This window comes from Helicobacter apodemus, from assembly GCF_000765745.2.
GTDB lineage: Bacteria > Campylobacterota > Campylobacteria > Campylobacterales > Helicobacteraceae > Helicobacter_D > Helicobacter_D apodemus.
Genome location: NZ_JRPC02000004.1, coordinates 47,094 through 67,233 on the forward strand (window position 1 = coordinate 47,094; position 20,140 = coordinate 67,233).

The 20,140-nt window shown below is 34.5% G+C and carries 15 protein-coding genes and 5 tRNA genes; 2 read left to right on the forward strand and 18 right to left on the reverse strand.

Translation table 11 applies throughout. The features are described 5' to 3' along the window. Window positions 1-110 precede the first annotated feature (110 nt). Window positions 111-491: a histidine triad nucleotide-binding protein gene (locus LS72_RS02170; protein WP_034552235.1), complete on the forward strand. Its 381-nt coding sequence runs from the start codon at window positions 111-113 to the stop codon at window positions 489-491. Window positions 492-495: 4 nt separating this feature from the next. Here LS72_RS02170 and LS72_RS02175 read toward each other — a convergent pair whose 3' ends face one another. After that, on the reverse strand, window positions 496-1,851 hold the full coding sequence (locus tag LS72_RS02175) for a DNA recombination protein RmuC (RefSeq protein ID WP_052087204.1): 1,356 nt from the start codon (window positions 1,849-1,851) through the stop codon (window positions 496-498). Between the two features lie 219 nt (window positions 1,852-2,070). Between LS72_RS02175 and LS72_RS02180 the strand changes: the two genes are divergently transcribed. Then, window positions 2,071-3,240, forward strand: coding sequence for a class I SAM-dependent methyltransferase (locus LS72_RS02180; RefSeq protein ID WP_034552237.1), 1,170 nt, complete (start codon window positions 2,071-2,073; stop codon window positions 3,238-3,240). A 10-nt stretch (window positions 3,241-3,250) separates the two neighbouring features. Here the strand turns inward: LS72_RS02180 and fusA are convergent, their stop codons facing one another. The 17 genes from fusA to LS72_RS02265 all read right to left on the reverse strand — a co-directional run bounded on the left by fusA (window position 3,251) and on the right by LS72_RS02265 (window position 20,033). Continuing rightward, entirely contained in the window at window positions 3,251-5,332 is a 2,082-nt protein-coding gene (gene fusA, locus LS72_RS02185) for an elongation factor G (RefSeq protein WP_034552239.1), read from the reverse strand. A gap of 94 nt (window positions 5,333-5,426) precedes the next feature. After that, window positions 5,427-5,894: a 30S ribosomal protein S7 gene (gene rpsG / locus LS72_RS02190; RefSeq protein WP_034552242.1), complete on the reverse strand. Its 468-nt coding sequence runs from the start codon at window positions 5,892-5,894 to the stop codon at window positions 5,427-5,429. 16 nt (window positions 5,895-5,910) lie between these two features. Next, complete coding sequence (gene rpsL, locus LS72_RS02195; protein ID WP_034552244.1) at window positions 5,911-6,297, reverse strand: 30S ribosomal protein S12; 387 nt, start codon at window positions 6,295-6,297, stop codon at window positions 5,911-5,913. 93 nt (window positions 6,298-6,390) lie between these two features. Beyond that, window positions 6,391-15,042 (reverse strand): DNA-directed RNA polymerase subunit beta/beta', encoded by an 8,652-nt coding sequence (locus tag LS72_RS02200; protein ID WP_194145532.1) that lies wholly within the window; start codon window positions 15,040-15,042, stop codon window positions 6,391-6,393. Between the two features lie 71 nt (window positions 15,043-15,113). Then, a complete protein-coding gene (rplL, locus tag LS72_RS02205; protein ID WP_034552246.1) occupies window positions 15,114-15,488 on the reverse strand; it encodes a 50S ribosomal protein L7/L12 in 375 nt (124 codons plus the stop codon). A 21-nt stretch (window positions 15,489-15,509) separates the two neighbouring features. Continuing rightward, the gene (gene rplJ, locus LS72_RS02210) at window positions 15,510-15,992 is read right to left on the reverse strand and encodes a 50S ribosomal protein L10 (RefSeq protein ID WP_034552249.1); all 483 of its coding nucleotides are present in this window, start codon (window positions 15,990-15,992) and stop codon (window positions 15,510-15,512) included. Window positions 15,993-16,084: 92 nt separating this feature from the next. Next, window positions 16,085-16,789 (reverse strand): 50S ribosomal protein L1, encoded by a 705-nt coding sequence (rplA, locus tag LS72_RS02215; RefSeq protein WP_034552252.1) that lies wholly within the window; start codon window positions 16,787-16,789, stop codon window positions 16,085-16,087. Between the two features lie 23 nt (window positions 16,790-16,812). Continuing rightward, window positions 16,813-17,238, reverse strand: a complete 426-nt coding sequence (gene rplK, locus LS72_RS02220) for a 50S ribosomal protein L11 (protein ID WP_108911533.1) — start codon at window positions 17,236-17,238, stop codon at window positions 16,813-16,815. Between the two features lie 22 nt (window positions 17,239-17,260). After that, window positions 17,261-17,785, reverse strand: a complete 525-nt coding sequence (gene nusG, locus LS72_RS02225; RefSeq protein WP_194145536.1) for a transcription termination/antitermination protein NusG — start codon at window positions 17,783-17,785, stop codon at window positions 17,261-17,263. Between the two features lie 20 nt (window positions 17,786-17,805). After that, window positions 17,806-17,985 (reverse strand): preprotein translocase subunit SecE, encoded by a 180-nt coding sequence (gene secE, locus LS72_RS02230; RefSeq protein ID WP_034553871.1) that lies wholly within the window; start codon window positions 17,983-17,985, stop codon window positions 17,806-17,808. 28 nt (window positions 17,986-18,013) lie between these two features. After that, window positions 18,014-18,089: transfer RNA gene (locus LS72_RS02235), tRNA-Trp, on the reverse strand. Between the two features lie 23 nt (window positions 18,090-18,112). Continuing rightward, window positions 18,113-18,283: a 50S ribosomal protein L33 gene (rpmG, locus tag LS72_RS02240; protein ID WP_034553870.1), complete on the reverse strand. Its 171-nt coding sequence runs from the start codon at window positions 18,281-18,283 to the stop codon at window positions 18,113-18,115. 8 nt (window positions 18,284-18,291) lie between these two features. Then, window positions 18,292-19,491 (reverse strand): elongation factor Tu, encoded by a 1,200-nt coding sequence (gene tuf / locus LS72_RS02245; protein WP_034553869.1) that lies wholly within the window; start codon window positions 19,489-19,491, stop codon window positions 18,292-18,294. 116 nt (window positions 19,492-19,607) lie between these two features. After that, a tRNA-Thr gene (locus tag LS72_RS02250) sits at window positions 19,608-19,682 on the reverse strand. A gap of 73 nt (window positions 19,683-19,755) precedes the next feature. Next, window positions 19,756-19,832 (reverse strand) — tRNA-Gly (locus LS72_RS02255). A gap of 7 nt (window positions 19,833-19,839) precedes the next feature. Beyond that, window positions 19,840-19,924, reverse strand: a tRNA-Tyr gene (locus LS72_RS02260). 33 nt (window positions 19,925-19,957) lie between these two features. Then, window positions 19,958-20,033, reverse strand: a tRNA-Thr gene (locus LS72_RS02265). Window positions 20,034-20,140 lie beyond the last annotated feature (107 nt).

A 20,140-nucleotide genomic window follows, 5' to 3' on the forward strand; every position in this document is an offset into this window, starting at 1 on the left:
TTATTGTATTTAAAAAAATATTTACTTCGCTTAATAATTGGTAGTATTATATTAATACTTTAATAAAATAAGGTAAAATTTAGTAAATATTTTGGTTTTAAAGGATTACTATGACTGTTTTTGAAAAAATCATAAAAGGGGATCTGCCTTGTAATAAAGTTTTAGAAAATGATAAATTTTTAGCATTTCACGATATATCCCCAAAAGCCCCTATACATGTATTAGCTATTCCTAAAAAATTCGCTAAGGATTTTCAAGAAATCCCCCCTCAAGATATGGCAGAATACACTGCTTTTATTCAAGAGGTTACAAAAATCTTAGGTTTAGATAAAAATGGCTACCGAATTATTAGTAATGTAGGTATTGATGGCGGACAGGAGATTCCTTACTTACATTTTCATATCTTAGGTGGAACGAAACTGCGTTGGGATAATCTTGCACAAAATATCTCTGAACAAGAACGTTTAGAAGAGAGAAAAAAAAGCCTTTAGAGGCTTAAACTTCTAAATACTCTTTTTTATAAACACTTGTAATAGATTTTTGCGTTTTTGCACCAAGTGCTTTAAGGGCATCAAATCTATTTGCTAAGTTTCCATTCCCACTTAAGAGCTTTTTATCCATTTCATCAATAGTATTATGTAGGGTTGTCGCATTTCTCTTTATTTTTTCAAAATCCTCTAAAACACCCACAAATTTATCATAAAACCTCCCAATATCTAAAAAAGCTTTCATAATATTTTCATCACTTTGAATCTTTATCCAAGTAATCTCTATAGTTTTTAATGCCATAAAAAGAGTATTTGGTGTGGTTAAATAAACTTTTCTTTGGTAAGCATATTGATAAAGGGCATTATCAAATTCTAAAGCTAAATCTAAAATATTTTGATAGGGGATAAACAATAAAACAAAGTCATAAGCATTAGCAACATTGGCATAAGGTTTTTTTGCTAATTCATCAATTCTATTTTTAATGTTTTTAGCAATCTCACTACTTAAAATATCCACTTTATCGGTCTGTAAAATATCTGGTAAGCTAAATTTAGAATCAATAACAATACTTCGTTCTTTGCTTAAATAAATTACTGCATCAGGGACAAATTTTTTTCCCTCATCATTAAAAGACTCTTGGATTTGATACTGCTCCCCCTCTCTTAAACCACTTTGTTCTAAAACATTACGCAATTGCAACTCTCCAAAATTTCCCCTTATTTTCTTATCGCCCTTTAAAATAATAGCGAGATTATCCGCTTTTTCCCCAATATTTTGTGAATATCTAAACATATTTTCAATATTTGTCTTTAAAGTCGCCTCATTGTGAATAAGATTTTTGGAATATTCTTCAACTTTATGTTTAATAGGATTAAAAATTTCTTCTAAAATCTTTTTAGAATCGGTATTAAGTGTTAATTGATTTTGTGCTAGGATATTTTTACTTTGCTCTTTGAAGTAATTTTGTAATTGTTCTTGCATATCTTGTTGTATTTTTTTATGCTCAACTTGTTGCATCTTTAAAGAATCTTTATAATTTATCTCTAATTGATGAAAGGCTGTTTCAAACGCAGCCTGTGAGGCTTGATATTTTTGATTATATTCCTCTTTTACGCACAAAATATCCTTTTGCATTTTCAGCAATTGTTCATCTTTACCCTCTAATTTGGTCTCTAAAGCAATATTGAGCTGTATCTGCTCATTAAGTTTAACGTGCATATTCTCTAAATCTTGCATATTCCTATAAAGAGTTTCTTTTTCTTGTTGTAATAAAATATTTTGCATCTTTACCTTTATAAAAAATATTCCCAAAATAACTACCACTACTACTGCTAAAAGCAATAAAATAATAATAAAATCCAAATAATCTTCCTTAAATTTATAGAACTTATATTCTATCCTAATTTTTAAAGTTTAAAACTCTCTTTGTATCTTCAAAGAATGACAATCATTGACATTTTTAGATTATCACTTCTACTTTAAAAATTTGTAAATTCCTTTTATATTATAATTATTAATTATATGCTAAATTTTCGATAGAAATTTATATTAACAAAAAAAATTTATTAACTGGGGATTTAAATGTTACAAAAATTTTTTATTAAAAGCTTTATGAAACAATGGAATTTTGGCAATTATACCATCAAATTTTGGGATGGAGAAACTGTAAAAATAGGGAATGATAAACCAAAGTTTTCTTTAATTCTTCACCAACCTATTCCTTTTAAACTTCTCTCAAAAGACTTAAGTTTAACTTTTGCAGAAGCTTATATGGAGGGATTAATAGATATTCAAGGAGATTATGATGAAATTGCTAGAATTATTTATCTTCACTCCAATAGAAAATATCTAAAAAAATATCAAAATCCTAATATTTCAAGCAAAATTGATCAAAATAAAGAGAGTAAAAATATCAAAAGCCATTATGATTTAGGTAATGATTTCTATAAAATTTGGCTTGATGAGACCAAAAGCTACTCGTGTGCGTATTTTAAAAATCCGACAGATACGCTTTATCAAGCACAAATTAATAAAATAGAACACACTTTAAAAAAGCTTAACTTAAAACCCGGAGAAAAATTACTAGATATTGGTTGTGGTTGGGGTTGGCTCTCTATTATAGCTGCACAAAAATATGGAGTGCAAGTTACAGGCATTACTATTTCAGAAGAACAATATAAAGAAGCTAAGGAGAGAGTAAAATCTCACAAACTTGAAAATCTTGTGGAAATTCGCCTACAAAACTATCAAGACCTACAAGAAAAAGAATATTTTGATAAAATTGTTTCAGTGGGGATGTTTGAACATGTTGGGGCAAAGAATTTATCCCTTTATTGCTCTAAGAGCAAAGAAGTTTTGAAACCTGGTGGAATTTTTCTACTACATTCTATTATGGTTATGTTTGAAGGAGAAACTAATGCCTGGATAGATAAATATATTTTTCCAGGAGGTTACTTACCCTCCTTAAGGGAAGTTATTAGCATACTTAGTGAATTTGACTACCATCTCTTATTAGCAGAAAGCCTAAGATTTCATTATGCCAAGACTTTAGATATATGGGATAAAAACTTTACGCAAAATCTTGATAAAGTCCGATTGCTTTATGATGAAAAATTTATTAGAATGTGGAGTTTATATCTTAAAAGTTGTGCTTCAGCCTTTAGAGTAGGAAGCATTGATTTATTCCAATTACTTATTAGTAAAGGTGCAAATAACGAACTTCCACTAACCAAAGAATATATCTATCAATGATATTTGAATCCTATCGGCTTCTTTTCTCCATAATTTCTTTAGAAATATTACTAGGCACCTCGCCATAGTGATCAAATTCCATTGTATAAGTCCCTCTACCTTGTGTAGCCGAACGCAAATCTGTAGAATACCCAAACATTTCAGCCAATGGCACGAAAGCATTAACAATCTTTAATCCCATCCTATCATCCATAGAATTAATCTGCCCTCTTCGTCGGTTAAGATCGCCAATAACATCTCCCATATATTCCTCTGGCACTTCTACTTCTACTTTCATCATAGGTTCTAATAAAACCGCATTAGCTTTACGACAAGCATCTTTAAAAGCCATAGAACCTGCTATTTTAAATGCCATTTCTGAAGAATCCACATCGTGATAACTTCCATCATACAAAGTAACCTTAAAATCAACAACAGGATAACCCGCTAAAACCCCATTTTGCATAGCCTCTTGTATCCCTTTATCAACTGCTGGGATATATTCTTTAGGAATAACCCCTCCAGAAATATTATTAATAAATGCATATCCTGCACCTGGTTCTTGTGGTTCTAGCCTAATAAATACATGCCCATATTGTCCTCGCCCTCCGGATTGTTTAGCGTATTTGCATTCTTGCTCAACACTTTGGCGGATAGTTTCACGGAATGCCACTTGGGGTTGCCCAACTTCAGCTTCAACTTTAAATTCACGTTTTAATCTATCAACAATAATTTCTAAATGTAGTTCCCCCATACCTGAAATAATAGTCTGTCCAGATTCTTCATCCGTATGCACTCTAAAACTAGGATCTTCTTCGGCAAGCTTTGCTAAAGCTAAAGCCATTTTTTCTTGATCGGCTTTTGTTTTTGGTTCAACCGCAATAGAAATAACAGGCTCTGGAAACTCCATTCTTTCTAAAATTACAGATTCTTTCTCTGAACAAAGCGTATCTCCCGTCAATGTTTCTTTTAATCCCACAAAAGCACAAATCTCTCCCGCATAGACTTCTTTAATATCTTCTCGCTTATTAGAATGCATTTTAAGCAGTCTTCCAACGCGTTCTTTTTTGCCTTTTGTAGAGTTTATAACATAACTTCCAGATTCTAAACTTCCACGATATACACGCACAAAAGTAAGTTGTCCCACAAAAGGATCTGTCATAATCTTAAAAGCAAGCCCAGCAAATTCACCATCATCTATTGATTTTACACTAATTTCTTTGGTTTCATCTTTGGCATCTACACCACGAATATCTGCTACTTCAGTTGGGGCAGGTAAGTAGTCAATAACAGCATCAAGGAGCGTTTGAACGCCTTTATTTTTAAAGCTTGAACCACAAAGCATAGGGATAATATCCATACTTAAACAACCCTTTTTAATCCCCGCCTTAATCTCATCTACACTTAATTCTTCCCCGCTAAGGTATTTTTCCATAGTGGCTTCATCTTGTTCAGCTACAGATTCAAGCATTTTTTCACGATATTCATTAGCTTTTTCTACTAAATCTTCTGGAATATCTTCAATATCATATTTAGCACCCATTGATTCATCATTCCATACAATAGCCTTCATAGTGATTAAATCAATAACCCCCTTAAAGCTATCCTCTGCACCAATAGGGATAACAATAGGGACAGGTTTTGCTTTCAATCGGGTAGAAATTTGGGATTCAACATTATAGAAATTCGCTCCAATTCTATCCATTTTATTAACAAAAACAATTCTTGGGACACCATATTTATTCGCCTGTCTCCAAACCGTCTCACTTTGAGGCTGCACACCACCAACAGAACAAAAGACTGCTACTGCTCCATCTAAAACACGCATAGATCTTTCAACTTCAATAGTAAAATCCACATGCCCAGGAGTATCAATAAGATTAATTTGGTAATCTTTCCAAAAACAAGTTGTAGCCGCGGAAGTAATAGTAATTCCTCTTTCTTTTTCTTGTTCCATCCAATCCATTGTTGCTGCACCATCATGGACTTCACCAATCTTGTGGCTTACACCTGTATAAAACAAAATCCTCTCGGAAGTAGTTGTTTTACCCGCATCAATATGCGCAGCAATTCCAATATTTCTAATTTTATTTAATGGAGTCTTTCTTGCCATTTTCTAATCCTTTGGGATAATAAAGTTTGAGATTCTTTAAGTATTCGTAGAGATATCTTAAGAGGCTATAAACCTCTTTATCATAATTATCAAATTACCAACGATAATGTGCAAATGCTTTATTAGCCTCTGCCATCTTATGCACATCTTCTTTTTTCTTATAAGCTGCACCCCTTTCATTGGCTGCATCAATAAGCTCACCAGCTAATCTTTCAATCATTGTTCTTTCATTACGTTTTCTTGCAGAATCTAACAACCAACGAATAGATAAAGATTGTTGTCTTGCAGGACGAACTTCTACAGGCACTTGATAGGTAGCCCCACCTACACGTCTGCTTCTAACCTCTACAAGGGGTTTTACTTTCTCTAAAGCTTTTTGAAAAGTTTCAATCCCTTTCTCTTTAGTCTTCTCTTCTATTCTATTAAAGGTTGCATAAATAATCTTTTCCGCAACACTTTTTTTACCATCATACATCATTTTATTAATGAATTTTGTTACTACAATATCATTATAAATAGGATCACCTAAAACCTCTCTTTGGGGTGCCTTTCTCCTTCTCATTAATTATTACCTCTCTTTAATTTTTAGAATCACTTTTAGCTTTTTTAGCTCCGTATTTACTACGTGAAACACTTCGTTTTGCAACACCTGCTGTATCCAATGCTCCGCGGATAATATGATACTTAACACCTGGTAAGTCTTTAACCCTGCCTCCACGAATAAGAACGATAGAGTGCTCTTGTAGATTATGCCCTTCACCTGGTATATAACTAATCACTTCAAATCCACTTGTTAATCGCACTTTTGCTACTTTTCTTAAGGCAGAGTTAGGTTTTTTAGGTGTTGTTGTATAAACACGCGTACAAACTCCCCTTCTTTGAGGGCAAACCACCAAAGCCGGAGATTTTGACTTCTTAATAACTTTTTTACGCTCTTTTCTAATCAATTGATTAATAGTTGGCACTTGTCTTCCTTCCTATGAAATTTTAATAGAGAAAATGAAAGGGATTATAGGCAAATCACACTTTATTTCTACTTAAATTAAGGCTTAAATAACCTATGGCAAGTTTTCTTTTACCTTAATTTTCATTTCCTTATAAATCCCTGTTCCTACTGGAATCATACGTCCTAAAACAATATTTTCTTTTAAATCTTCTAAATTATCAATTTTAGCGGCAATACTTGCTTCAGTTAAGACTTTGGTTGTTTCTTGGAAAGAAGCCGCTGAAATTACCGAATCACTTCCAATAGCTGCACGTGTGATACCTAAAAGCACAGGTTCAGCAATAGCTGGAATACCACCCATTTTAATGATTCTCATATTCTCTTCTTTAAAATGACGTTTACTTACCAAATCACCTTCAATAAATTTAGTATTACCACTATCATAGATTCTTACTTGTCTTAACATTTGAGAAACAATAATTTCGATATGTTTATCAGCAATACTTACCCCTTGACGACGATAAACTTGCTGCACTTCACTAACAATATACTTATATAGCTCTTTCTCTCCACCAATACGCAAAATATCTTGACTTGCAATCACGCCATCTGTAATAGCCTCTCCAGCGTGAACAAATTCACCCTCATGGACAAGAATCTGTTTAGATTTATCAATGAGATATTCGGCAATCCTACCATCATTAGCAGTAACAACAATCTTTTCTTTACCCCTAATAGGCTTCCCAAAACTCACTACCCCATCAATCTCTGCTAAAATAGCAGGTTCTTTGGGCTTCCTTGCTTCAAATAGCTCTGATACTCTAGGAAGGCCTCCTGTAATATCTTTAGATTTAACAAGGGCTTTAGGTGTTTTAGCTAAAATATCCGCCATTTCAACCTTAGCTCCATCCTTAACAAAAATAGCAGTCTTAGGATCAAGAGTATAACGGATTAATCCTCCTGTATCCGTAGATAAAACCAAAGTTGGCTTATAAGCACTTGAAATATACTCATTAACCACTAATCTCGTTTGTCCTGTTAGTTCATCAGTTTGCTCTGAAACTGTAAGACCGGGTATAATATCTTCAAATTTAATAATCCCGGCTTCTTCAGAAATAATTGGATTAGAATAAGGATCCCAATCCGCAATGACAATATGTTCATCACTAATTGGTTTAGCAATAAGCATACCCTTGTCCACTCTTTGGTTATCCTCTACTTCAATAATAGAATCCCTAGCGATATAATGCCTTGCCGCCTCTTGTTCATATTCATCCGCAATAACAGCAAATAAACCTTTTTCAGTAATTTTTTCACCCTTTTTCAACGCTCTATAACGTTCTAAATGATCGCCTTGCAAGTAATAATACTTAACAATACCACTTTCTTTGGCATAAATCTTTTGTGTAATAGGGGCATTATCCTCGACTTTTAATTCACTAGCATAAGAGATTCGGTTAGGAATATTCCAGCTATCCTTAATAATATCAACAATACTTCCCCCATCCCTCACATAATGTCCATTTACATAAGGAATGTAAAACTTCCCTTCTATTTTTCCAGTTACTCCAGCTAACTCATTAGGTTTTGCTACATCACTCTTTCTTAGAACAAATTTAGCGGTTTCGTTTTTGCCCACTACAGAGACAATAACCTCATCATGCACAACATCAATTTTTAATTCCCCTTCAAAAGGAGCTTTTATCTTTGGTTCTACAAGTAAAATTGCCGCATTTCTCCTATTAGAAACGATAATTCTACCCTCTCTATTCTTATAAGTTTTCACATTATAATAACGGATAAATCCCTCTTTATCAGCGATAACTTGACGCTCTTCTTGGCTTCTACTAGCAGTTCCTCCGATATGGAAAGTTCTTAGGGTTAATTGTGTTCCGGGCTCTCCAATAGATTGAGCAGCAACCACTCCTACAGCTTCACCTACTTTAGAGATTCTAGACTCCCCTAAGTTTAATCCATAACATTTAGCGCATACGCCTTTTTCTGCTTTACAAGTAACAGGTGTGCGGATAATTACGGATTTAACTCCTGCTTCTTTGATTTTTCTAGCCTTTTCCTCATCAATCATTACACCCTCACTAATTAGCACTTCATTTGTAATTGGATCTATAATATTTTCAGCAATGATGCGTCCAAAGATTCTTTCCTCTAATGGCTCTATTAACTCACTACCAACGGTAATATCAGTAATTTCTATACCCTCATTGGTTCCACAATCATGCATAACAACTTTAACATTTTGGCTAACATCAATAAGCTTTCTTGTAAGATAACCCGCATTAGCGGTTTTAAGAGCGGTATCGGCTAAACCTTTTCTTGCACCGTGGGTGGAGATGAAATACTCTAACACATTTAAACCTTCTTTGAAATTAGAAGTAATAGGCGTTTCAATAATAGTTCCATCAGGCTTTGCCATCAATCCTCTCATAGCAGAGAGTTGCCGTATTTGTCCAGCACTACCTCTAGCCCCAGAATCTGCCATCATATAAATAGAATTAAATCCCGATTTATCCTCTTCAATTAGCTTCATCATTTCATTACCTAGGGCATTATTAGTATCTGTCCAGACATCAATAATTTTATTATACCTTTCTTGCTCGGTTAATAAACCAGCACTAAATTGAGCTTGAATATCTTTTACTTTTTTCTTAGCACCTTCTACAACTTTGTTTTTATTATTAGGAACAATAATATCATCAGCAGAAATAGAGATTCCTGCTTTTGTGGCGTATTTAAAACCTAAATTTTTAAGATCATCTAAGAAACTTGCAGTAATCCCAACTCCACCTTCTTTATAAACATAATCAATGAGAGTTGCAATATCTTTTTTCTTTAAGACTTTATTCCATAAATGTGTAGGCACAAATTCAGGCAAAATGGATTTTAAAATCATCCTACCAATCGTGGTGTTAATAATTTTATCCTCTACTAACACACGCACTTTAGAACCAATTTCTACGACATCATTTTCAAGTGCAACAAGAATCTGGTCAATATCAGAGAATAGTTTATGTTCTCCTTTAGAGCTATTTTTCTCCAAAGATAAATAATAAAGCCCCAAAACCATATCTTGACTAGGAACAGTTACAGCTTTACCACTTGCTGGAAGCAAGATATTCATAGAACTAAGCATTAAAAGCTTACATTCTGTAATAGCCTCTTGGGATAAAGGCACATGTACCGCCATTTGGTCTCCATCAAAATCTGCATTAAAGGCAGCACAAACTAAAGGATGCAATTGAATAGCTTTACCATCAATAAGTTTAGGGTGAAATGCTTGGATAGACTGCTTATGTAAAGTTGGAGCACGATTTAGCATAATCGGATAATTCGCAACAATTTCTTGCAAACACTCCCATACTTCATTGCTTTTTTGCTCAATCATCTTTTTGGCTTGTTTAAGCGTTGTAGCGTATCCTTTCTCTTCTAGTTTAGCTAAAATATGGGGTCTAAAAAGCTCTAAAGCCATTCCTTTAGGCAATCCACATTCATCCATTCGTAAGTTTGGTCCCACAACAATAACAGAGCGTCCCGAGAAATCTACCCGCTTTCCTAATAGATTCTGTCTAAACCTTCCCTGTTTTCCTTTGATAATTTCAGAAAGTGATTTTAAAGGTCGCTTATTAGCTCCTTTAACCGCATTGGCATTTCTACCATTATCAAAAAGGGCATCAACTGCTTCTTGTAGCATTCTTTTTTCATTCCGAACAATAATCTCTGGTGCATCAAGCTCAATTAATCGCTTCAAACGTTGGTTACGATTAATCACTCTTCTATAAAGATCATTGACATCACTAACAGCAAACTTCCCTCCATCTAATGCAACTAAAGGGCGTAAATCTGGAGGTAATACAGGTAATACTGTAAGCATCATCCATTCAGGACGATTTTGCTCACCAGAGATCACAAAACTCTCTACAATCTTCAAACGTTTAATAATGGTTTTTTTCTTAGCTTCTGAATTAGTTGCTTTAATGGCTTCTTTTAATTCTCCAATTAAATCCACTAAATCAAGCCCTTCTAATAATTCCTTAACGGCTTCACCACCCATTTGTGCGATAAATCCCGTATGTTCAAATCTTTGGGAGAGACTTTGGTATTGTTCTTCATTTAAAACATCGTATTTTGTAACAGGTTTTGTGCTTTCATTATCATAATATGCTTCACCGGGTTGCTTAACGATATAAGCTTCATAATACAATACCCTCTCTAAATCTTTCATCTTTACACCTAAGAGTGTTCCAATTCTACTAGGCAGTGAATTAACATACCAAATATGCGCTACAGGAGTTACAAGCTCAATATGCCCCATACGTGAGCGACGAACTTTAGAGCTTGTTACCTCAACTCCACATTTCTCACATATCACGCCCTTATAGCGCATTTTTTTATACTTTCCACAAAGACATTCATAATCTCTAGTAGGTCCAAAGATTTTTGCACAAAATAATCCATCTCGCTCTGGTTTTAAAGTGCGATAATTAATAGTTTCTGGCTTTTTAACTTCCCCATTACTCCAACTTCTAATTTTCTCTGGACTTGCAAGGAGTAATTGAAAAGCGTTAAAATCGCTAGGTCTATCCTCCTCTTTAATAGTAATACTTTCGTTAATCCCCTCTTTATTTTTAACAAAAACATTCACATCAAGTGCTAAACTTTGTAATTCTTTAGTTAAAACATAAAAAGTTTCAGGAATTTCAGATTCCTTAACAGCCTCTCCTCTTGTAATAGCTTTATAAGCTTTAACCCTTCCTTCTACATCATCAGATTTAATTGTTAGCATTTCTTTAAGCGTATGGGCTGCACCATAAGCTTCTAAAGCCCAAACTTCCATTTCTCCAAATCTCTGCCCACCAAAGAGTGCTTTACCCCCTACTGGTTGCTGGGTAACAAGGCTATAAGGTCCGGTGCTTCTTGCATGGACTTTTTCATCTACAAGATGGTGAAGCTTTAACATATACATATAACCAACATTAACACGTTCTATCATTTTCTCACCGGTTCGTCCATCATAAAGCTCGGTTTTACCATCTGTATCAATCTTAGCAAGTTCAAAAAGTTTTTCAAATTCTTGCGCATTAACTCCTTCAAAAATTGGAGTAGCAAATTTCACTCCCTTACTCCAATCTCTCGCATAAGCTATTAACTCTTCATCACTTAAATTTTCTAAGAAAGCTTTAGAAATTTGCATATTAGAATGTTTCACAATTTCTTTTATTCTTTCTCGTAAAGTCGTAATCCACTTACTTTTTTCAATCTCAAAAACAGAAGCAATCTGCTCCCCTAATTGCTTCCCAACAAGACCTAAATGCACCTCTAAAATCTGCCCAATATTCATACGACTTGGAACACCTAAAGGATTTAAGACAATCTCAACAGGACGACCATCTTCAGTATAAGGCATATCCATTTCTGGGACAATATTAGAAACAATCCCTTTATTTCCATGCCTACCTGCCATTTTATCCCCAACTTTAAGCTTACGTTTAGTAGCAACATAAATTTTAACAAGCTTTACAACGCCACTTGGCAAAATATCATCTTTTTCAATAATAGAGAGCTTCTCTTCGTGTTCTTGGCTAAGATTCTTCTTTTGCTCTAAGAAATTACCTTTAAGGGCTTCATATTTACTTTGAATATCTTTAGAATAACTCTTAATCAAAGTAGCCATTGCAAAACGATTGACACTTTCAAGTTCCTTTTTAGGAATTACACTCCCTTTTTTATACTCTTTATCAGCAATTTTTGCATTACTTGTTAATTTTTCTTTAGACAAAATAGAGCTTATTCTTAGATTCTCTTCCCTATCTAGCATTAAGAGTTTATCGTGATGCTCTAAATCTAATCGCGCTTTCTCTTCCTCATAAGCAACAATAGCTCGCTTATCTTTATCATAGCCCTTTTTGGTAAAAATCTTGACATCGATAACCGTCCCCTCTAAAGAAGGGGGACAATAAAGGGATTTATTCACAACATGCCCTGCTTTTTCCCCAAAAATAGCACGCAATAATCTCTCTTCAGGAGTTGGCTTCACTTCGCCCTTAGGAGATACCTTCCCCACTAGAATCATTCCTCCACTAACATAAGTCCCAATCCTTACAATGCCGCTTTCATCAAGATGCGATAATTCTTCTTCTCGAATATTTGGAATATCTCTTGTAATCTCTTCTACTCCGTGCTTTAATTCTCTTGCTTCAATCTCTTTTTCATAAATATGGATAGAAGTAAAAGTATCATTACAAATTAACTTCTCACTTACAACAATGGCATCTTCAAAGTTATATCCATTCCAAGGCATAAAAGCAACACGAATATTTTTCCCTAATGCTAACTCTCCTTGGTCCATATTAGGACCATCGGCAATAACATCTCCTGCTTTGATAACATCTCCTGCTTTGATGATTGGTTTTTGCGAAAAGCAAGTATTTTGATTCGTTCTTAAATTTTTCTGTAAAGAATAATGATCAATAAAAGCTCCGCTATCATCTTCACCTAAGATATAAATATTCTTAGAATCCACTTTTTCTACAACACCATCACGTTTTGCTTTAATAGCTTCCCAAGAATCACGCGATACTATTTTTTCAATCCCTGTTCCCACTACTGGTGCTTCTGGAGCAAGTAAGGGCACAGCTTGACGTTGCATATTAGACCCCATTAAAGCCCTATTGGCATCATCGTGTTCTAAGAATGGGATAAGACTAGCCGCTACCCCAACAACCATCCTAGGGCTAAGATCAATTAAATCTACTTTAGAAGATTCCATTAAGATAATTTCACCATCTTTACGCACTTCTATAATATCCTCTTTAATACTATCATCACTCGCTAAAATGGTGCTTGCTGGAGCAATAACTGCACCCTCTTCTTGAGTAGCGGTTAAATACACAATCTCATTAGTTACTTTCCGATTCACAACCTTACGATAAGGTGCTTCAATAAAGCCTAATTCATTAACTTTTGCATAAGTAGAGAGCGTATTAATTAAACCGATATTTTGTCCCTCTGGGGTTTCAATAGGACAGATTCTTCCATAATGTGTAGGATGCACATCACGCACTTCAAATCCTGCCCTCTCTTTTACCAAACCACCCTCTCCTAAAGCCGACAATCTTCTTTTATGCGTTACTTCAGAGAGAGGATTGGTTTGATCCATAAATTGTGAAAGCTGTCCGCCGGTGAAAAACTCTAAAATAGTGCTTGTTATCATTTTAGAATTAACTAAATCGTGAGGCATAAGCTCTTCTAAACCACTACTAATAGTAGAGAGTTTATCACGGATAGCTTTTTGCATTTTGACTAATCCCGTGTGTAACTCATTAGCTAAAAGCTCACCAATAGCACGGATTCTACGATTTCCTAAATGATCCCTATCATCAATCCTTCCTTGCCCATTTTTAACATGCATTAAATAACGCACCGTTTTAATAATATCTTCATAGGTTAAAACCGTTACATAATCAGGCACATTAATATCAAGCTTATGATTCATTTTCATACGACCAACAGGCGTTAAATCATAACGTTCAGGATCAAAAAACAATTGCTGAATAAATTGTTTAGCCACATCTTTAGTAACTGGTTCTCCTGGACGCATAACTTTATAAATACGAATCATTGCTAAATCATTTTCATTATCAATTTTTTCTGTTTGTTTAAGGAGTTTAAGAGATTCTGCATCAGCAATAAAAGAGTTAATAATTGAAGCATCAACTCCAGCTGCTAAGTCATTAGCAATAATAAAATGATTAATATTTAATTCTTGAAGTTTTTTTAATTTACTCTCATCAAGTAAAGTAAGAGTATCAAAAAGAATTTCTCCACTCTCTTTATCTAAAATAGGCTCTGCTAAATAACGATTCATTAAAATATCATTAGGGTATTCAATCATATTGAGCTTTTCCTCCTGAAGAGTCTTAGCTTTTTTAGCGGTTAAACGCTTACCTGCTGCAACGATTAAATTTCCCTTTGCATCTTTAATATCAAACTCTACACGTCCTATAAATTCTTCTGGATTAAAGGGAATAAAATACTTCCCATTTTTACTTTTAATCTCCAAAAGAGGGTAAAACATTTTTAAAATATCTTGTTTAGAGTAACCCAAAGCCCTAAAAAGAATAGTTACAGGCACTTTTCTACGCTTATTGACACGGACAAAAAGCGTATCTTTAACATCATATTCAAAATAAAGCCAAGAACCTCTATCAGGGATAATCTGTCCGGTATAAACAAGCTTATTAGAAGCACTAGAAGACTCTTCTTCTTTGAAAATAACTCCCGGACTCCTATGGAGTTGATTAACAACAACACGTTCTACTCCATTAATAATAAAGCTTGTTCGCTCCGTCATTAAAGGAATCTCTCGGACAAAAATACTTTGCTCTTTTATATCTTTAACCCCAAGCTTCTCACCTGTTTTCTCATCTCTCTCCCAAAGCACTAAACGAATTTTTATCTTTAAGGGAATTGAGTAAGTTAAACCTCTCTCCATAGCCTCTCTAACAGTATATCTTGGTTTACCATATTCGCAACCTGCATACTCTAGACTAATTCTATTTTGCGTATCGTGTATGGGGAAAATAGATTTAAAAACCTTTTCAATTCCGGAATCTCCAGCTTCTTGTGCTTTTAAAAAAGCATCATAACTATTCCTTTGCAATTGCAACAAATTAGGAACGGCAATATTTTGAGGAATCTTTGTAAAATCAACTCTTAATCTATTTCCCGATTTTAAACTTACTGGCATAATTATTACCTCATATATCAATGTAGAATTTTGGAAGAAAAATGTTATAAAGGGACTAAAGCCCCCAAAGACTATTTAATATCGACTTTTGCACCTGCTTCTTCAAATTTTGCCTTGATAGCATCTGCATCTTCTTTTTTAACGCCTTCTTTAACAGTAAATGGAGTATTCTCTACGGCATCTTTAGCCTCTTTTAATCCAAGTCCTGTAACCTCTCTCACTACCTTAATAACATTAATTTTCTTATCGCCACTATTGGTTAAAATAATATCAAATTCTGTCTTTTCTTCTGCGGCTGCACCCTCACCTGCTACTGCAGCACCTGCTACAACAGTAGGAGCAGCTGAAACACCAAACTTCTCTTCAAAATCTTTTACAAGCTCTGCAAGCTCTATAACCGATAAATTCGCAATATACTCTAAAACTTCTTCTTTTGAAATTGCCATAGCATTCTCCTAAAATTTAAATTATTCTGCTTCTTTTTGTTTGCGTAAATTATCCAATCCCGTAACGAAATAACGAGCAGGAGCAGTCCAAATGGACAACAACATACCAATAAGTTCTTCTTTTGAAGGTAATTTAGAAACTGCTTCAATATGTTTTAAATCAACAATAACTCCTTCAAAATAACCTGATTTAATCACAAGTTTTCCATTAATAGAGCTAGAAAACTTACAAATTATTTTTGCAAGAGAAATTTGATCTTCACTCCAAACAAAAATATTATTGTCTTTGAGATCTAAACCTTCAATTCCAGAATTTTTTAAAGCAATAGTCGCTAAAGTATTTTTAATAACTTGCACCTTTGCATTAGATTCTCTTGCACTTTGCCTTAAAGCTTCAAGCTCTTTTACACTTAAGCCTTTATAATCGCAAATAGCAATGGCATTAGAACCCTTAAAATCTGCACTTAATCTCTCAATAAGAGTGGTTTTTTCTACTTTTGTCACTTTCAACCTCCTTTCAGACGAAAGACTTATATAGGGTAGATTTTAAGCAAAAGCCCCTATAGTCATTAGCCTAAGATAAAAACAAGAATAAATTATTTCATATCCATTAACTCTTGAGAATCCAAAGTAAGTGATGGACTCATTGTCAATGATAAAGTTGCATTTTTTATATATTTGCCTTTGGCAGTAGCAGGTTTTTGCTTATTAATGCTTTTAACTAAAGCAATAATATTTTCCTCTATTTTTTTAGAATCAAAACTTGCTTTCCCAACAGGTGCATGGATAATACCTTTTTTATCAACACGATAATTAACCTGACCACTTTTTGCATTACTCACTGCCTTGCTAATATCCATAGTAACAGTTCCAGTTTTGGGGTTTGGCATTAGACCTTTTGGTCCTAAAATCCTACCTACTTTTCCAACCAAAGCCATCATATCAGGAGTTGCAATAACCATATCAAAGTTTAAATCTCCACCTTTAATCTGTTCTGCTAAATCCTCATCTCCTACGACATCTGCACCCGCACTTTTTGCTTCATCTGCTTTTGCACCTTTTGCAAATACCGCAACACGAACTCTTTTACCTGTCCCATTGGGCAAAACAACAGCACCACGAATCATTTGATCAGCGTGTCTAGGATCTACACCCAAACTTAATGCAATTTCAATGGTTTCATCAAATTTAGCAGAAGCTAAATCTTTCACTTTTGCAGAAGCGGTTGTAATATCGTATATCTTTTTACAATCTACTTTATTAAGTAAATTTTGCATTCTTTTTGTTAATTTTTTCGCCATTTTTTATACTCCAACGCGTCTTTTTAATCTACAACTTCAATACCCATACTTCTAGCACTTCCTTCAACGATCTTAATAGCCGCCTCTTGGGAAGTAGCATTTAAATCATCCATTTTTGTCTTAGCAATCTCTAGAATTTGAGTCTTTGTTAATTTACCCACCTTATTTTTCAAAGGATTATCAGAACCCTTTTGAATACCTGCCACTTTTTTAATCAAATCCGTAACGGGAGGTTTTTTAGTAATAAATGTAAAACTTTTATCTTGATAGACCGTAATAATAACAGGAATATTAAAATCTCCCATATCCTTTGTTTTCTCATTAAAAGCTTTACAAAATTCCATAATATTAACACCACGTTGTCCCAATGCTGGACCAACAGGAGGTGATGGATTAGCTTTTCCAGCAGGAATTTGAAGCTTAAGCTCACCAATAATTTTTTTTGCCATAACTTATCCTTGTCTTTAGTGATTAAACAATTTTTTCCACTTGTGAATAAAGTATTTCAATAGGAGTACTTCGACCAAAAATTGAAACATTAAGTTTTAATTTTCTATGTTCCATATCATATTCTTCTACAATTCCTGTAAAATTCGCAAAAGGACCTTCAATAATCCTTACAACTTCACCCGCTTCAAAAATAATCTTTGGTTTAGGTGCTGCACGATTTTTTACTTTCTCGATAATATGACTAATATCTGATTCACTCAATGGCGTTGGTTTTTTTGCTTCCCCAATAAAACGGCTAACCTTAGGTAATGATTGAATAGTATGCCATAAAGCCGTATCAAGATCCACCCTAATAAAAACATATCCGGGATAGAGACTACGCTCACTAATCTTTTTTTTATTATTTTTAACTTCTATAATATCCTCTGTTGGCACGACAATATCTGTTAGTCTTTCCTGAAGATGATGCTCTTTTACAAGATTCTCAATCCCACGTTTTACAGATTGCTCACTACCAAAATATGTCTGAATTGCATACCAATACAATGCCATTAATAAATCCTAATTTATAAAATATTAGAAACAACACTACCAAGAATGAAATCTACCAATGCTAAGAACAAAGAAACTATTGTAACAACGATTAAAACAGAGATAAAAGCATTTCTTACCTGCTCTTTTGTAGGAAAAATTACCTTTGATAATTCCTCTTTAGATACTCTATAATAAGTAATTAATTTTTTCATGGTCTTGCTGTCTCTCTTTATTCCAAAATGGCAGGCCAGGAGGGACTCGAACCCCCAACATTCGGTTTTGGAGACCGACGCTCTACCATTGGAGCTACTGACCTATAAAAAGTTAGAGAAAAACTCTCTAACTTTTGAGCTTTACTTCTTTGTGGATTGTATGTTTATTCAATCTCGGGCAGAATTTCTTTAGCTCCAGTTTTTCCGTCTGTGTTTTTGCATTTTTTATGGTGCTATAATTAATGTCTCCACACTCAGAACATTTAAGTCCAATTTTTACACGATTACCTTTAGCCATTATCTAACCTATTCAATAATCTTTGTAACAACACCAGCACCAACTGTCCTACCACCTTCACGGATTGCAAAACGCGTTCCTTCTTCTAACGCAATAGGATTAATAAGCTCCACAGTAATTTTAATATTATCACCAGGCATTACCATTTCCACACCACTTGGTAATGTGATAGAACCCGTAATATCTGTAGTGCGGACATAAAATTGCGGTCTATAACCATTAAAAAATGGAGTATGTCTTCCGCCTTCATCTTTTGAAAGAACATAAATTTCACCTTCAAATTTTTTGTGAGGAGTAATGGAAGCAGGCTTACAAAGAACCATACCTCTTTCTACTTCTTCTTTCTTTGTTCCCCTTAAAAGAACACCAACATTATCTCCAGCCTCACCAGCATCAAGCTCTTTTCTAAACATTTCAACACCGGTTACCGTGGTTTTTTGTGTTGGACGAATACCTACAATTTCAATCTCATCCCCAACTTTTACAACACCTCTTTCGATTCTTCCAGTAACAACTGTCCCACGACCAGCAATTGAAAAAACATCTTCAATTGGCATTAAGAAAGTCTTATCTGTCTCACGTGCAGGAGTAGGAATATATTCATCAACAGCATCCATAAGCTTCATAACTTTTTCACTCCATTCACCTAAATTCCCTGATTTTGCTTCCTCTAAAGCCTTAAGAGCGGAACCTGCAATAATTGGAGTATCATCACCTGGGAATTCATAGCTTGATAATAGCTCTCTAATTTCCATTTCAACTAATTCAAGCAATTCCTCATCATCTACCATATCTTGTTTATTCATAAATACGACAATATAAGGGACACCAACTTGCCGTGACAACAAAATATGTTCTCTAGTTTGAGGCATAGGACCATCAGCTGCAGAAACAACTAGAATAGCTCCATCCATTTGTGCAGCACCTGTAATCATATTTTTTACATAATCAGCATGTCCTGGACAATCAACATGTGCATAATGCCTTTTTTCTGTCTCATATTCAATATGTGAAGTTGCAATGGTAATACCACGTTCCTTTTCTTCTGGAGCATTATCAATATTATCATAATCTTTCATCTCTGCAAGACCTTTTGTTGATAGAACAGCAGAAATTGCAGCACTTAAAGTCGTCTTACCATGATCAACATGCCCAATTGTTCCAATATTTACATGGGGTTTATTCTTGACATATTTCTCTTTTGCCATAGGTTTCTCCTAAAATTTTAAGTTTAAAATAGTTCTCATTTTACACTACTTTTACCAATTTTAACATTAAAAGAATTGTAACATTTTCTACAATTCTATCACAACTTTTGAAAAACTGGAGCCCATAAGCGGGATTGAACCGCCGACCTCTTCCTTACCAAGGAAGTGCTCTGCCACTGAGCTATATGGGCATTATCAAAATCTATTTTTATAGAATAGTGTTTGCTGATTAGAATGATTTCAAGTAGAATCAGCTCCCAGATATGGAGCGGGAAACGGGACTCGAACCCGCGACCCTCAGCTTGGAAGGCTGATGCTCTAGCCAACTGAGCTACTCCCGCAAGGCTATGGTGGTGAGACGTGGATTCGAACCACGGAAGGTAGAACCAGCAGATTTACAGTCTGCCCTCGTTGGCCACTTGAGTATCTCACCACAGATTGAACTGGTCAAACACTGAAAAATATATGGAGCTGGTAAAGGGACTCGAACCCCCGGCCTGCTGCTTACAAGGCAGCTGCTCTACCAACTGAGCTACACCAGCGACTAAAAAATTGTAATTCTACTACTTTTAAACTTGCTTGTCAATACTTTGTAAATTGTAGTAAAATGCAAAATTCTTAATTATTCATCTAAGAAATACTTAATCAA

What these genes read in the sequence shown, in the direction of transcription:
- rplK (WP_108911533.1), bottom strand. Translation starts at nt 17,238, where the DNA reads ATGGCAAAAAAAATTATTGGTGAGCTTAAGCTTCAAATTCCTGCTGGA.
- LS72_RS02200 (WP_194145532.1), bottom strand. Translation starts at nt 15,042, where the DNA reads ATGCCAGTAAGTTTAAAATCGGGAAATAGATTAAGAGTTGATTTTACA.
- LS72_RS02180 (WP_034552237.1), top strand. Translation starts at nt 2,071, where the DNA reads ATGTTACAAAAATTTTTTATTAAAAGCTTTATGAAACAATGGAATTTT.
- fusA (WP_034552239.1), bottom strand. Translation starts at nt 5,332, where the DNA reads ATGGCAAGAAAGACTCCATTAAATAAAATTAGAAATATTGGAATTGCT.
- rpmG (WP_034553870.1), bottom strand. Translation starts at nt 18,283, where the DNA reads ATGGCTAAAGGTAATCGTGTAAAAATTGGACTTAAATGTTCTGAGTGT.
- rpsG (WP_034552242.1), bottom strand. Translation starts at nt 5,894, where the DNA reads ATGAGAAGGAGAAAGGCACCCCAAAGAGAGGTTTTAGGTGATCCTATT.
- LS72_RS02170 (WP_034552235.1), top strand. Translation starts at nt 111, where the DNA reads ATGACTGTTTTTGAAAAAATCATAAAAGGGGATCTGCCTTGTAATAAA.
- secE (WP_034553871.1), bottom strand. Translation starts at nt 17,985, where the DNA reads ATGAAAAAATTAATTACTTATTATAGAGTATCTAAAGAGGAATTATCA.
- tuf (WP_034553869.1), bottom strand. Translation starts at nt 19,491, where the DNA reads ATGGCAAAAGAGAAATATGTCAAGAATAAACCCCATGTAAATATTGGA.
- rplL (WP_034552246.1), bottom strand. Translation starts at nt 15,488, where the DNA reads ATGGCAATTTCAAAAGAAGAAGTTTTAGAGTATATTGCGAATTTATCG.
- rplA (WP_034552252.1), bottom strand. Translation starts at nt 16,789, where the DNA reads ATGGCGAAAAAATTAACAAAAAGAATGCAAAATTTACTTAATAAAGTA.